Source organism: Ascidiimonas aurantiaca, assembly GCF_037646345.1.
Classification (GTDB): domain Bacteria; phylum Bacteroidota; class Bacteroidia; order Flavobacteriales; family Flavobacteriaceae; genus Ascidiimonas; species Ascidiimonas aurantiaca.
Map to the genome: position 1 here is coordinate 173,123 of NZ_JBBEWR010000009.1, position 13,913 is coordinate 187,035.

Below are 13,913 nucleotides of genomic sequence, written 5' to 3' on the forward strand. Positions count from 1 at the left end.
TTTTTTTGATCAGTACCTAAAAAAGTCTTCCCGTAAGGTATAAAGTAATAGGAATGGCGCCTTCTTCTGTTTGCCAACGATCGTGGCTGGAAGTACGCCGGTATTTGCTTCCCTCTTCATACCCTTTGCCATAGGTGAAAAAGATGTTATTATAAGTTTTATTGCTATACCATATCTTAACGATCTCATAGGTAACAATTACATCTTTATCAATTACAATGTTTTGGTCACTAAAATCTTTGTGTATCCATTTCTGGCCACGATAACTTTTCATAAACAGTTCTTTTTGCAAAAGAGATGTGTGTGGTAAGTCATTCTTAACATTATAAATATTGATCCTGAAGAGAATACTGTCCGTAGTATTAAACCGCATATGAAAATTTACATCCTGTAACATATACCTTTGGGCATGTACAATACGTATGCCGTATTCGCCCCCTTTACCATAATGTGTGGAATTACTCTCTCCAAGGGTTCTTTTTGAAGGTTTTACCCGCCCCAGTTTTTTAGTCTTGAATATCTCTTTATCTCGTACCACTACTTCTTCTAACTGTATGGTTTTTTCCTTTAATTGAACTGTAAGAAAAGAATTCTGTATGTCTTTTATGGGTAGGTTGTAGGTGGTGTACCCCAAAGAAGAAAAAGAAAGCCGATCCTCGGGTTTTGCCTGGCGCAGATCAATTTCAAAAGTGCCGTCTTCTCGGGAGATTACTCCAAAGTTTTTGTGAAAAACCCCAATGTTTACAAAAGGAATAGGAGTTCCGGATTTTGCAGATCGTACCACACCCTTCAGGATCAGGCCAGACCGGGCAGATGTTTTGGGCCTGTTTTTTACTGCTTCTAGGGCTCTTACTGCCTTTAGCATTCCTTCCTTATAAGAAACCCTATTTTGGAAATTTTCATATAATATTGGAATGATTATGGGAAGATATCTGAAATCTTTTTGATCTTTGTAGGTGGTAAGCAATTGTTGTTCACTTTCAGGATCGTTTAATATACGGGCTATCAGTACTTCTCCCGCCCTTACAAGATGCTCATTAAGAGTGGCGCTCCATGTTAAATAATTCTGTTTGCGCATAACGGTTTTGACGGGTTCATGCAGGTACTCTGTACTTTTCATAAGGGTTTTGGGAATATGCTGAAATGAAGGAGCCAGCAACGAGTGCGCAAATTCGTGTATATTCAGTTCCCTGAGCGCATCAGGATCATCAAATCCCATTTGTAGTGCAGGAAGATTCTGTGTACTCACAGCCGAGATCACATTAAATGCTATTTTACTACCGTCTTGCGTGGCAAAGCCCATACCTGGCGGAAGAGTAAGCGAAGGGATCACCTGATACTTTTCAAATGAAAAGTTGTAAAATGCTTCCATAGGTGTGATAAAGTCCCGTAAAAACAAATGTTTTTTAATTTCTCTGACAACTGCTTTGTAATAGACGGCGTTTTTTTTCATGTACTGGTCAAACTGTACCTCTTTATAAAAAGCATTCATAGTTTCCAGAAAAAAGGTAACATTCTCTTTAGCTTCTGCCGGATCTTTGCGTTGGGAAAAATGAATAATGCGGTTTATATTAAAGTTTTCCGGGAGCCGGGCATTTGGAAAATCGGGAATATGCGCCAGTAAATAATTAAAATCACTAATCCACAAATATTCAATACGGGGCAATAAAGCATTTAATGTGGCATTCTTTCCAAAACGTCCGTATTCTTTTAGAATTTGTTGTCCGTAGGGCCAGTTTTCAGTCTGGTCGTCAAAGAGCGGATTATTGGGGTTTTCATAGATAATGGTATAAACCAGTCCTATAAATTCTATGTTTTGATTAAATGAAACGTTTAGCTTTTCCTGAGCGTGTGCAAAATACTTCACCCCCAGCATGCATGTGAGTACGATTACTGTTTTTTTCATTTTTGATTGATTTTAAGGCAAAAGAAAGGTGCAAAAACCGGATGATCGTCCAGTTACCGGTTTCTGGATATAAAAAAAGGCGGAAAAGTATACTGTTTTTTACTTTTGGAAGTATTGCGACGGACTTTTACCGGTCTCGGCTTTGAATATGGCATTAAAACTGGACTTGGAATTAAATCCGGCTTCTAAAGCAATACCTAGCAATGTCATGTGTTGGTGTTCTCCGGCATTTACTTTTGTAATAACCTCCTGAACACGCAATCGGTTAATAAAACTCCTGAAATTGGTTTTATAGTGTTTGTTTATAAGGTACGAAAGATATTTAGGAGACAGTTGCAGAGAAGCAGATACTTCTGAAAGTGACAGCCCTGGTTTGGTAAACCCTTTATTTTCAACAATCATTTTTTCAAAAGCCGCCAGATCTTGTTTCTGGTTGTGTTTTTTGAACTGTTGTTCCAGTTTTGCCGAAGGTGCAGTGCTGTCAAAAAATCGGGGATACAAATAGGCCAGATAGCCAAAAACAAACAGCGAACTTACCAAAATAGCCTCTACTATAGTAAATATACGGTTTGGGAAAACATAATCTACCATCCACAGTAATACAAAAAGAGAGAATAAGGCATAGGCCAGGTAGTACCTGGTAGAGGCCGGGTAGGTGAAGGCTCGTATTAAAACCAGTACAAGCCATAGTATGGGCAGTTGTTGTGTAAAAAATACCCAGATAAAAAGATCAACGGGGAACCACTGTACTTCCCAAAAATAGTAAACGTAGTATCGAATACATGTCAGGACGACCTCTACCAGTGCCGGTACAAATAACAAATAGTCCTTTTTTGCGGGGACGGCCCCAGGAGTTCGTATGAGTTTTAACACCCACTGTACCGCAGGGGCAACAAGCAGGTATGAGCTAAGTATCCAGTAGGGAAAAGCGGGATTACTTTGTATATGCTGTGTGGCAATCCCCCAGTATGTCCATAATTCTATGGAAATCACAAAAAAAACCAGCCCCAGAAAAAACCGGAAATAATCCGATTTAAACCAGGCACTCATCAGGGCGAGGCTCAGAAGGAGACCCTGACCGGCTGACACCAGTAAAAGTAATTCGCTCAAAACAAAAAAACGTTGATTAGCGTATTCAAATATACTATAGAATATGAGTTAGTAAAACCCGAAAAAACGATATTCGTAAATAAAAGGCCTATTGTTTTTAAACAGGCCCGGCAGAGGTATCTTTATTTTTGGTTACCGGTAAGAGCGACTGTTCGCAGATCTCACGTGCCACATCCTTTGCCCAGGTCTGGTAGGCGAGGGGAGAGGGATGTACCCCGTCACTAAAAAAGTTGGCTTCTGTAGCGTTTACCCCCAAACGATGTATCCAATCAGTTAATGTGATCTTTCGGGAATAAAAATATACATTTTTAAAAGAGGCTGTTACTTTGGTGAGTTCCTCTCCCAGTATTTCCACCAGGTTTCCCACTATACGTTGTATTAACGGGGTAAATGCCGGAAACTCTTTTATAGGTGGCATATTACAAAATACGATAATCGCATTGGGGTACAATACTCTTAATTGTACAATGAGTTCGCGTATATCCCGTTTCCATCGTTTGGGTGTATTTAAGGTAAAGGCATCATTACCACCCAGCCCTATCACGATAAGGTCTGCCGAAGACACATTTAGTTTGGGCAACATTTTAGTACGTAGGTGCTTAGCTGTATATCCGCTTTTGGCGGCTACTTTCCAGTTGACGTTAATATGGTATTGTTTAGAAAGTTCTCGGGCAATGGTGCCTGTAAAACCCTCATCATGAGTGGCTACTCCCACGCCGGCAATGGTACTTTCTCCCAGGGTTAGCAGGTTCAGGGTATTTGTAGCGTTAGAGTAGCGGCAAAAACCTTCTTTTCCCCGGGCTTCCGGAAGCCGGGGTACCTTTTCACGTATCTTTTTTCCCTGAAAATACATGATGGGTAATAAGGGAAAAGCCAGGATAGCTCCTGCAAAATACTTAAAACTCATAACCAGAGTTAGTTATACAACATAACGTTCCATCGTTAGTAAAAACTGTAAGAGAGTTACTAAAGAAACCGTTTTCTGTATGTACGAAACTAAGGAATAATAATTATTTTTAACTTGAAAATTATATAATTCAAATAAGCTGTAACAACAACGTTACCATAAATCATGTATAAAAAAGTCTATAAATGAAAAAAAACATAATACTACTTGCACTTACGGGAGTGATTTTAAACACAAACGCTCAAAACAATAAAATTGAGTCCACAGGAAACGTAGGAATTGGCACTACATCCCCAACGAGTACATTAGATGTTCATACCACAGATCATAACTCAGCCTCAGGAGTTGTTATTTCTCAGGGAAATCAATCAAACAACAGAAATAGCGGAAGGCTGTTTTTTGAGAATTTAGGAGAGGAGAACAATAGTTTTACTATTATGAAAGAAGGAGACAGGTTATCTTTTAAAGGTAATTCTCAGGCAGGAGTTTCATCTGGCACAGAATATTTTAATATTAAAAATAATGGAAGTATAGGAATTGGCACACCGAATGCGGAACATGGAAAATTACACGTAAATGGAAACGGGCCAGATCAGGGTATCAATCTATGGACCAAATCAGGAGAAACCACATCAAGAATTTGGATCAATAATCAGGAAAAGACATTTCATTTGAGCAAAGGGAATAATCCTGTTAATGGAATAACAATTAGTGATAATGGGTTAGTTGGTATTGGAACAACAACCCCGGATATGAAGCTAACGGTAAAGGGAAAAATACATACAGAAGAGGTAAAAGTAGATCTCAATGTTCCGGCTCCGGATTATGTTTTTAAAGAGAACTATCCCTTACGAAGTATTGAAGAGGTGGAAACTTTCATTAAAGAAAACAGTCATTTACCTGAAATACCATCGGCTAAAGAATTTGAAGAAAACGGTGTAATGCTGGCACAAATGAATATGGATCTGCTGAAAAAGATAGAAGAACTTACATTATATACAATTCAGCAGGAAAAGAAACTAACATCTCAAAATAAAGAAATTGAAAAACTAAAAAAAGAGAATAAGGAACTAAGATCTTTAGTGGAACGGGTGACCCAAATTGAAAAACTGCTAGCCCTCAAAAAGTAATCATATGCCACCTGTTGGTAAAAGGAATGTATGCAGAGAAACTTAAAATGCCTATTTTTATAGTAACACGGTATGTAACTATGTAAAAATGTCCTTAAAAAAAGCGGCTATATTCGCGGGTCTCGGGTTATTGGTGATGACGCTTTCATGGCTAAGTGCCGATTATCTGGTATTTCAGAAGCTCACAGCGTTAGACAATGTAACACAAGTTGCGAACAATATAAGGGCAAATACAATACAGTTCCGTATGGGTATCTTCGGTCTTTTGATAGTTGTTTTTTGCGATTTGGCAGTGGCTTGGGCACTGTATTTTTTTTTCAAACCCGTAAATCAGAGTATTTCATTGTTCGCGGCCTGGTTACGACTGGTCTATACCCTTTTTTTAGGGATCGCATTGCTCAATTATCTGGATATTTTACAACTTACAAATGAGGCCGATTACCTAAAAGTGTTTCAAATAGACGTATTAAATGCCGAGATCATGTTATCTATTCATTCTTTTTACAGCGATTGGCATTTCGGACTTATTTTTTTTGGTTTTCATTTAGCACTATTGGGGTATCTGGCTTTTAAAGCCAGCTATGTTCCTAAAGTTATAGGCCTGCTGCTTATGGTAACTGGAGCAAGCTATTTAATAGACTACACAGGAAAACTTCTTTCTCCTGACTTTGAAGTTACGTACAGCCTTATTTTAGGTTGGGGAGAATTGATCTTCATGTTTTGGCTGTTGATCAAAGGATCAGCGGTTCGGGAACAGACAAGACTGAATAGGTGTTTATATCTGTAAGCATCTCAAAAAAAGTTAGTAGTTGCTATTTTCAGTATAAATAACCATTCACTCATAACTGCTTGTTTTCTGGATTTTGCGAATATTCATATTTAGTTTTTAGTACCTTTACTTTTGTTAAACCCAAATACAAAAAAATGAATAAAACACACCCCCTTATGCTCCTTTTTACGTTAGCTTTTAACCTGTGTATATCTCAAAATGCAGAAGAAGCGCGTATAAAAGAAAGTTTTGAAAAGTACAAATCGGCCATACTCAATGACAAAGGGAAAGAAGCAGTTACCTATGTAGATAGCCGTACCGTTTCCTATTATACAGAGATTCTTCAAGCCACTAAAAAAGCAGATGCTGCAGAGATCAATGCATTGGGAGTTATGGATAAACTTATGGTGTTTTCCATACGTCATCAAGCCACCAGAGAAGAGCTGTTGCAATTTGATGGAGAAGGCCTTTTGGTATATGCCATTGAAAAAGGAATGATAGGTAAGAACAGTATTGCTAATAATAGCCTGGGTACCATTAAAGTAGAGGGGTCTTTTGCCAAAGGGCAGTTAGTGACCCGGGGGCGGGAAATGCCTTTATATTTTGATTTTCATAAGGAAAACGGGAGCTGGAAAATTGATCTGACCTCTATTTTTTCTACAGCGGAAATGGCTTTTAAAAGAATGCAGGAAGATAGCGGTTATGATGAAAATGAGTATATATTCGCCCTGTTGGAAATGCTTACAGGTAAAAAACCTGGAGATGAAATTTGGGATAGCATAGAATAAACAATGTATAAGTGAAGTACCGCGTATAGAGCTTTCCATTATCAGGAATGCGGGACACGATCTATGGATCGATCAACCGGATGTATTTGCCAAACAATTAAAAAAGCATCTTTAGTTATCTTTATCTGCATTTGTAAGCATAGTTATACCCTTTTTACCTTCTACCAGGCTGCAAAATGTATGTTTGGTTTTTTTATTGAAGATCTTGTTGTTAAATTTTAATTTACAAAAGCCACCGCGCTTTCTAATTCGGTCACAGTATGATGTTGATTCGATAATTTCCACCTTCACTTTTCTCCCCTCCCTGGTCATGTCAATTTGAGATTAAGCCTTGTTTGGTACTAAAACCCCAATTAGTAGAATGAAAAGTCCGATAAGAATTAGGCCATAGTTAGCCTTAAACATAATTATGGGGTAAATAAAAATTGGCATTCAGCCCAGATTTTACCGTATTTGACAACTTTCTTTAAATAGTGTCGCAGCACCCCGTAAGGTGCTATGGTATTATACACCTTGTTGTTGTATGTTTTTTATTTCTTCTAATTTTGCTTTTGTCAATTTATACCTGTTTACTTCTTGTTCAAAGTTTAGTGGTCCCGGGACTGTTACATACCTTTTGACAAATTCAAACCCCACCTTTTCAAGTGTTCTATTTGGGGCTTGGTTATGAGTATTTGGTTCACAATAGATTACCTTAAGGTCTAACTTATCAAAGAACTTAGGTAGAGATTTTAAAACCATAGTGGTCCCGAGTCCTTTTTTTCTGATGTTTGGTTTCCAAAGATGTAAATGCATTTTGGCTTCATATCCATATTTAATTTCATTCACGTTACAATGCCCTGAAGGTTGTCCATTTACCTTGAGAATCATGGTCAGTGAAGATTTTTCTGGATAGGGAGTATTTATCTGGTCAGTTAACATTTTTTCTAAACCATCTTTGGTTGGCAATTTACATAGATCGACTCCCATTGCAAGCAAGAAATCTTTTTCAGCAGTCAGCCAATAATCGGCAACAAAATTGATGTCATCAACGGTCAATTCTTGAACTTCTATGTGCATTTTAATTGTTATTTTTGAATCAAGTAGCGTTTGTATATAATCTTTACTTTTGGTTAACTACTGTGATTTTCAAATCTATTTCTTTCCAGATTATACAGGTCAACCATTCGGCCAATTCCAGGGCCATAAAATTGCCTGAAGGCTTATTATCCGTAAAAAAGTAAATCGTAAAATCACTTCCGATAATTTCTCCTTAAACTCCATATTTTTTTACATGTTTAAATGAGCTTTCTAATATTCTTTCAAATATATTTTTTTGTAAGTAACTCAAAAGGGCTTTGTTCTAAGGCTTATGGGATTGTGTAACCATTACAGGGAATTAAACTTAAAAAACAGGTATAACGTTCTGATACAGCATAAGCTATGATTTACGGTAATTTACTATCTTTAAGCTATAATGAAACCGGGTATACACATTTCCAGAAGAAATTCGTGTAACCATAACTTAGAATACCACCACGAAAAGAATGAAAAAACACCCCATTACCAAAGATCATATCAGGGTCTTTATTGCTACCTATTCCTTTAAACGGCTACTTTTTTACTATCTGGTATTTTGTGTGGGTTTATCATTGTTCTTTGGTAGTATATATTATTTTAACGAGCTGGCCCCAGGAAAATCGTATTTTGAACATATAAGTATTTCGTTCTTTGAGCTTTTTGGAGCCGATGTTTTTGAAATACGCCTGGATACCACCAATACGGTTAATATTGTTATTTTTCTTATTCATAAAATTCTGGCCATTCTTATTCCCGGTATTATTTTGGGAACCATAATTTTTAAACTGCTGCTACACCCCGAGATCTTAACTTTTAAAGAAAGCCTTAATCTGTATTACGATACATCACGTAAAAAGCATTTTCTTTGCATACGGTTCTACAGTGCTACCAATCTTAACTTAACCTCTTTAGAATTTAAGGTAATTGTAAGGCTCAAGAGGATACGAGAGAAAAATGGGGCTCCATATTTAATAAACCGTACGATACAATGTGACAAACGCTGGGATTTTGCCATCCCCAAAGTACCCAGAACCATATTTATAGAGCTTGATGCCCGCGATCTCAATACAGATAAAGGGGAAGATACGCTCTCTATTATTTCCATTCAGGGAGAAAAATGCAGTTACGATGATGAATTGTGGGTACTCATTAAAGGCGATATTCCGCAATTGGGAAATTCGTTTACAGAGCGAAAAACTTATAGTATTGGTAAAGATATAAAACGATTCAGGTGGTCAGACATACATGTGGATTATAACCAGAAACCAACTTCCTGGCTGGGTTGGGACACTTTTGAAGATTAATTATTTATGGCATTTGTTTTTGGATATGGATCCCTTGTGAGCCCTGAAACTCTTAAAAAGTACGTAAAAGAGAATAACCCACGGTTTCAATACATCACCATTGAGGGGTTAAGAAGAGACTGGTCCGTAGCCATGGATAATTTGGTAGATCTTCCCTCATACAAGTATTATATGGATGAAAATGGTGTGCGTATCCAAAAATATGTGGCCTTTTTAAACGTAGTTTTTGATCCCTCAAAAAAGGTTAACGGTATTTTATTTGAAATAGATAGTGCCAGATTGCCATCTCTTGATCTGAGAGAGCGAAATTATGACAGGGTAGAGATTACCCACCTTTTACCGGAAGCTTATAGAACGCAAACCGTTTGGACCTATATGGGAAAAGAAGAAAGTAAAAAGCGTTTCTCACTTGGGTACAGTGAGGGTAAAGTGGTTATCCATCAACAGTATCTGGAGCAGGTACTACAGGCATTTACATCGGTAAGTTATGCGTATTTAATACAATTTGTAAAAGAAACTGAATTTAATAACCTTCCCATTCTACCTTTACAAAGAATAAATCTGTAAAAGCCCCTGTTCATTAGAAAAAGGGAATATGAATTTTACTCATTTTACAGATCGAGCAAATTGACTTCTTCAACCTTTTTACCACTACTGCCACCCCCCTGGGATGTAGTACTTAGCTCATGCAGTAATGCTATAAGCGTATGCAGTTCATCCGGAAGCATACGTGCAGGGACATCAATATCAAAAGGCACCGATTTTCCACGGCACACTACCTTTAAACCTGCCTCTATAGCTTCTTTAATTTGTGGGTGCGCTCCTATAAAATCCCATACCTCGTGCTGTACCAAAGCTTCATTTTCTCGCAACATGGCAGAGGTACGCTCTAAAAGATGCCTTAGCTCTGGTATATCCATTTCAGGCAGGCGGGGTGCCAGTTTGCCAAAACGGGCAAAAACAGTTCCGTCTATCGCAAACTGATCTTCTATTCTTTTAATAAGCTGCACTTTTAAAGTAGCGCCTTTAATACGTCTCATACCTTCATCTAACGTACCTGATGTTTTTCGGGACAGGTTGTTATGCGTTACCGTTTCTGCAAGGCCCGAAGGTTCGGCAAATACTTTAGGGTGCATGAGTATTCGTGCCTGGGGGTCACGGAGGTGACCCATAGCCGCCCAGAATGAAGGGGCTTTAGCAGCTTCCAGCACGTAATGGGTAAACTTACTGCTGTGAAACAATTTTTCTTTGTCTTCGGCTCCCATTTTTTCCAACTGTGCCGCGTGCGTAGCCCCAAAAGAAAACATTTCCCCATTTTTCAGTTCTTTTCCTGCCGCGGCGATACCTGCCAATACCTTGTCAGGCTCCACCATAGACATATGGTAGTCTAAGGGGTGCCCGTTGGTTTGGGCAATATACACCAGTTTTGGTATGAGCCCTTTAGGGATAAAAGTTTGGTATAAAACTGATTCCCGCTTGCCACTATGCTGATTCTCTGTTTTTATTTTTTCAATGATCCGGGCCAAATCATGAACTTCCTGTAAGATGATACGAGCATGGTCATCGGTAATATGCATACTTTCCAGCATTTTACCAACGATCGTTACAATCTTTTTAGCGTCCATATCAAACAATCCGCCGGTTTGTAAGATGTCGAAAGTGCTTTCGGCACCATCGGCTACGTTGGCAGACAGGGAAATATTGGCAGACACCATAGAATCGGTTTCTTTATGATCGCTCCAGGTGCCTGAAGTGGATCGTGTGGCCAGAAATGTTTGTGGATCTTGTGAAGCTTCGGGGCGCGGAGGATTACCGGGTGCTCTGAAAAATACATGATTGTGAACATTCATGCCATGTACGACTTCATAAATGGCCATAATGACCCTGTGTAATGTATGCGCTCCTAAACCGGCAGCATTGTAAAACGCTACTGATCCCGGTTTGGCTTTTTCCAGCTCCAGTGCCTGCGTTTTTATTGCCTGTACCTCAGGTTTTATTTTGGGCCATCTCTCAGCAATTTCTGTTTTTCTCGCTTTTTCATACGAACCGGATACGGTGGGTGGTTCCTTAGCGCCACCACCCAACATACTGAAAAGTCCACCGGATTTTTTTGGAGCCACCTCAGGGCCGGCAAAAAAATTATAATTTTCATTGTTGGGTAAAACAAATCTTGGGTGTTCACTGGCAATGGCAGAGTGAATGAGCTTGTATCCTTTCTCAGCATCATATCCAATTATAATATAGATATGTTTGGTTCTGGTATCCAATACTTTAGAACCCCGGGGCATGTCAGGGCCTATTACACGTTGTATAGGCGCATTTGCAAATAATGGAGAATTTTGTAAGGAGGCGAGTTGTGTATGAGAATTGTTTTTCTGTCTTAACTGTGCAGCCTGTCTGCCCATTACATCAGCTTCTCTTTCAAGCACTGCGTCATCATTAACACCAATGGTTTCCTTTAGTTGTAATGTTGGTTTTACGCGTCCCTGTTTTTGTTGTACTACGTGCCAGGCTTCATGTGGGAGGTGCTTTTCCTGTCCTGCTGCCAGGTGAATATCAGTGCCCTGAGCATAGGCATGTGCCTGTAACTGGGCGGGTTTGGCTGAATTATAATGTACTTTTACATCATCCATTGTATAGCCGGAGAGCTGCTCGATCCCTGATTTTAACGTATCGGGTAGGCCGGTGCGGTTCTCTTTTCTTTGCACGAGAAACTGTTCGGTCGTAGGTGAGGTAGCAGCCTGTAATTGTACTGCTTTTGAATGCTTATGGTAAGTATTGGCCATATCCTGGTAGGCCTTTAACTGCTTTACCACTCCCGCTGTATTGGCCAGTTGTTGCATTTTGGTTTGTACCACTGCCTGTGGAGAGGTGTTTAAAAAAGAAAGGGCAGGCGTGTCATGCAATGGTTTTTTAGCAGTTGAAGAAAAAGCAGACTGTTTCTTATTTCCTGATGTTGAATAGGTAGTATGACGCATGGCTGGTTTTTGGTTCAGACAGGCTGGCAGCCTTCATACACAGCGCTATTACTGAATACAGAAAGGTGCCCGCTCCATAAATATACTAAATACATCTTCTTCTGAAAGAATTTTCATTAAAAACCTTATGAAAACAGATATAATATGTAAAATTACAGTGTTTTGTAGTGCTAAAACAGTGAGAGGTGTTGCTCTGGTAAATTTTGGTACTGTGAAAAAGAGAAAGGGCAGTTTATAAGCGTGTAACCTTATACTCGTTAGATAAGAGTATGATACTCGCCTCAGCGCTTAAGGATTATAAGCATTGCCAAAGTAATAATCAATAAGGAAGCATTTTTTCTTTTCATTTGGTTTCAGGGCTTATATAATTTCTTTAAAAGCAAAGTGCCAATAAGCCATATTACTTTTTTAGGAACCTGAAAAATGCAAATAGTAAAGAAAAAATGCTCTTTTTAGATAGTGGTTTTTTCACTTAAACCGCACATGTTATGGCAACTTTAGCATTCGCAAACCATACACAGCAGATTTTCCTGTCCCGGCTTGTCAGCTTCACACCTGCCTGTACAGCAAAATGCCGGGCTCGGGCATATACCCGGAGGGGGTGCCTGTATGCAATCTCCTAAATTGGATAGTACTGCGTGAGTGTAATCTTCCTGTTGATCCAGTTTTAGGAGGCGAATAATTTTTTCACCGTCCTTTTCTGCATAGACCGCGTGATAATAAAAACCACCTTCTTCTGAATATTGAAGATCTACCCGGATCACTTTGTCAAAAAATCTGGAGAGTTGGTTTTCAATAGCTTCGTAGAAAACATCATTCCTGATCGTTTTTTCATACTGTGAGACAAAAGCTTCTTTAAGCTCCGGTGTAAAATAATCAGGATACTCCAGTTCTTCGGTTCCTACTTTCGAGAAGCTTAATGCTACTACAGCAAGGACAACTGCAAAAAATAAATAAAAATGCTTTTTCATGATAGTATTATTTTGAGTTAATGTATTTTCTGTAAAATACGAATAATACTACAAAAAACAGGTGTAAAGACTTGTTATTCGTTTAGGTGTATTAAAATAATTAGAAGTGATCTATGTTTAACTCTTTACAAACTTCTTTTTTTTATTACTATACTATTTCCTGTTTTCGTCAGGAGGATAGGAGTATGTTGATTTAGAACTACTATTCGCGAAGGTATTTTTCTGCTTCTTCTTTAAGAGTATCTAAACTTTTTCCGGTATTGCCTGTAGCTACATATTGTATGATACCGTTTTTATCAATAATAAAGTTTTTGGGAATACCGCCTTGGGCATATTGGTTCCAGATGATTTCATCGGGATCAAGGCCGCTATCAAAAATAACTCCCTTTTCCTGAAGGGCTGCCAGTTTTTTTTGTACCTTTTGAAAATCCTCTCCCTTAGCAATGGGTAGGAAAACAAAATCTTCTTCTTTAAAGGGTTCCAGGATCTTAGAAGGAAGTTCATAAAACTCTCTAATACAGGGTGCACACCAGGTGGCCCAGAAATTCAATAATATTACTTTGCCCTTCAGGTCTGACAGTTTCACCGTTTTACCACTGGTCATACGTATGGTAAAATCGGCAGCGGCATCACCGGCCTTTAAAAGGTAGCCATCCTCTTTTTTAGTTTTTTTGTCTGTGTTTTTACTTACTACATTGGTGCTTTTCTTAGTCCTGGCACTCAGTTCTTCTTCGGTATATACTTCTATAAGCAGTACAAATTCTTTTGCGATAAGTGTATCGCCGTGTATTTTTTTGAGTTCGCGAAACTTTTCATCAGATATCCCGTTTTGCATGGCTTTTACAGCACCTTTACGCGCATATTCTTCTACTTTCTCTTTGGATACGATTTTCTCATTCACAATAAAAACCGGTTCAAAGTTTTTGATTTCCTGTGCATGGAAAAACTGGCACAGTAACAAAGTGATGGTGAGAATACTGTTTTTCATGGT

Annotated in this window: 12 protein-coding genes; 5 read left to right on the forward strand and 7 right to left on the reverse strand. The window is 38.6% G+C overall.

What is annotated here, in order from left to right:
- Positions 1–16: 16 nt before the first annotated feature.
- From WAO84_RS10735 to WAO84_RS10745, 3 genes are all read right to left on the reverse strand, one after another.
- Positions 17–1,906: a DUF4932 domain-containing protein gene (locus tag WAO84_RS10735; protein WP_340065695.1), complete on the reverse strand. Its 1,890-nt coding sequence runs from the start codon at positions 1,904–1,906 to the stop codon at positions 17–19.
- Between the two features lie 99 nt (positions 1,907–2,005).
- Positions 2,006–3,016, reverse strand: coding sequence for a helix-turn-helix domain-containing protein (locus WAO84_RS10740; protein ID WP_340065697.1), 1,011 nt, complete (start codon positions 3,014–3,016; stop codon positions 2,006–2,008).
- Between the two features lie 97 nt (positions 3,017–3,113).
- On the reverse strand, positions 3,114–3,923 hold the full coding sequence (locus WAO84_RS10745) for an SGNH/GDSL hydrolase family protein (RefSeq protein WP_340065698.1): 810 nt from the start codon (positions 3,921–3,923) through the stop codon (positions 3,114–3,116).
- Between the two features lie 185 nt (positions 3,924–4,108).
- Here WAO84_RS10745 and WAO84_RS10750 point away from each other — a divergent pair, with 185 nt between their 5' ends.
- The 3 genes from WAO84_RS10750 to WAO84_RS10760 all read left to right on the forward strand — a co-directional run bounded on the left by WAO84_RS10750 (position 4,109) and on the right by WAO84_RS10760 (position 6,610).
- Positions 4,109–5,053: a hypothetical protein gene (locus WAO84_RS10750; RefSeq protein ID WP_340065701.1), complete on the forward strand. Its 945-nt coding sequence runs from the start codon at positions 4,109–4,111 to the stop codon at positions 5,051–5,053.
- An 88-nt stretch (positions 5,054–5,141) separates the two neighbouring features.
- A complete protein-coding gene (locus tag WAO84_RS10755) occupies positions 5,142–5,840 on the forward strand; it encodes a DUF4386 domain-containing protein (protein ID WP_340065702.1) in 699 nt (232 codons plus the stop codon).
- A gap of 137 nt (positions 5,841–5,977) precedes the next feature.
- A complete protein-coding gene (locus WAO84_RS10760) occupies positions 5,978–6,610 on the forward strand; it encodes a hypothetical protein (protein WP_340065703.1) in 633 nt (210 codons plus the stop codon).
- Positions 6,611–7,114: 504 nt separating this feature from the next.
- Here WAO84_RS10760 and WAO84_RS10765 read toward each other — a convergent pair.
- Positions 7,115–7,669, reverse strand: a complete 555-nt coding sequence (locus WAO84_RS10765; protein WP_340065704.1) for a GNAT family N-acetyltransferase — start codon at positions 7,667–7,669, stop codon at positions 7,115–7,117.
- Between the two features lie 467 nt (positions 7,670–8,136).
- Here WAO84_RS10765 and WAO84_RS10770 point away from each other — a divergent pair, with 467 nt between their 5' ends.
- Positions 8,137–8,973 (forward strand): hypothetical protein, encoded by an 837-nt coding sequence (locus tag WAO84_RS10770; RefSeq protein WP_340065706.1) that lies wholly within the window; start codon positions 8,137–8,139, stop codon positions 8,971–8,973.
- Between the two features lie 6 nt (positions 8,974–8,979).
- The gene (locus WAO84_RS10775; protein WP_340065707.1) at positions 8,980–9,540 is read left to right on the forward strand and encodes a gamma-glutamylcyclotransferase family protein; all 561 of its coding nucleotides are present in this window, start codon (positions 8,980–8,982) and stop codon (positions 9,538–9,540) included.
- A 44-nt stretch (positions 9,541–9,584) separates the two neighbouring features.
- Here WAO84_RS10775 and WAO84_RS10780 read toward each other — a convergent pair whose 3' ends face one another.
- The 3 genes from WAO84_RS10780 to WAO84_RS10790 form a co-directional block, all read right to left on the reverse strand.
- Positions 9,585–11,951: an eCIS core domain-containing protein gene (locus WAO84_RS10780; protein WP_340065708.1), complete on the reverse strand. Its 2,367-nt coding sequence runs from the start codon at positions 11,949–11,951 to the stop codon at positions 9,585–9,587.
- 497 nt (positions 11,952–12,448) lie between these two features.
- Positions 12,449–12,922, reverse strand: coding sequence for a hypothetical protein (locus WAO84_RS10785; RefSeq protein WP_340065710.1), 474 nt, complete (start codon positions 12,920–12,922; stop codon positions 12,449–12,451).
- 202 nt (positions 12,923–13,124) lie between these two features.
- Positions 13,125–13,910, reverse strand: a complete 786-nt coding sequence (locus WAO84_RS10790) for a TlpA family protein disulfide reductase (protein ID WP_340065712.1) — start codon at positions 13,908–13,910, stop codon at positions 13,125–13,127.
- Positions 13,911–13,913: the final 3 nt, after the last annotated feature.

Bases quoted from the DNA above. Each gene is read 5' to 3' on its own strand.
- WAO84_RS10780 (WP_340065708.1), bottom strand. From the start codon at position 11,951: ATGCGTCATACTACCTATTCAACATCAGGAAATAAGAAACAGTCTGCT.
- WAO84_RS10770 (WP_340065706.1), top strand. From the start codon at position 8,137: ATGAAAAAACACCCCATTACCAAAGATCATATCAGGGTCTTTATTGCT.
- WAO84_RS10775 (WP_340065707.1), top strand. From the start codon at position 8,980: ATGGCATTTGTTTTTGGATATGGATCCCTTGTGAGCCCTGAAACTCTT.
- WAO84_RS10790 (WP_340065712.1), bottom strand. From the start codon at position 13,910: ATGAAAAACAGTATTCTCACCATCACTTTGTTACTGTGCCAGTTTTTC.
- WAO84_RS10755 (WP_340065702.1), top strand. From the start codon at position 5,142: ATGTCCTTAAAAAAAGCGGCTATATTCGCGGGTCTCGGGTTATTGGTG.
- WAO84_RS10760 (WP_340065703.1), top strand. From the start codon at position 5,978: ATGAATAAAACACACCCCCTTATGCTCCTTTTTACGTTAGCTTTTAAC.
- WAO84_RS10765 (WP_340065704.1), bottom strand. From the start codon at position 7,669: ATGCACATAGAAGTTCAAGAATTGACCGTTGATGACATCAATTTTGTT.
- WAO84_RS10745 (WP_340065698.1), bottom strand. From the start codon at position 3,923: ATGAGTTTTAAGTATTTTGCAGGAGCTATCCTGGCTTTTCCCTTATTA.
- WAO84_RS10750 (WP_340065701.1), top strand. From the start codon at position 4,109: ATGAAAAAAAACATAATACTACTTGCACTTACGGGAGTGATTTTAAAC.
- WAO84_RS10785 (WP_340065710.1), bottom strand. From the start codon at position 12,922: ATGAAAAAGCATTTTTATTTATTTTTTGCAGTTGTCCTTGCTGTAGTA.
- WAO84_RS10735 (WP_340065695.1), bottom strand. From the start codon at position 1,906: ATGAAAAAAACAGTAATCGTACTCACATGCATGCTGGGGGTGAAGTAT.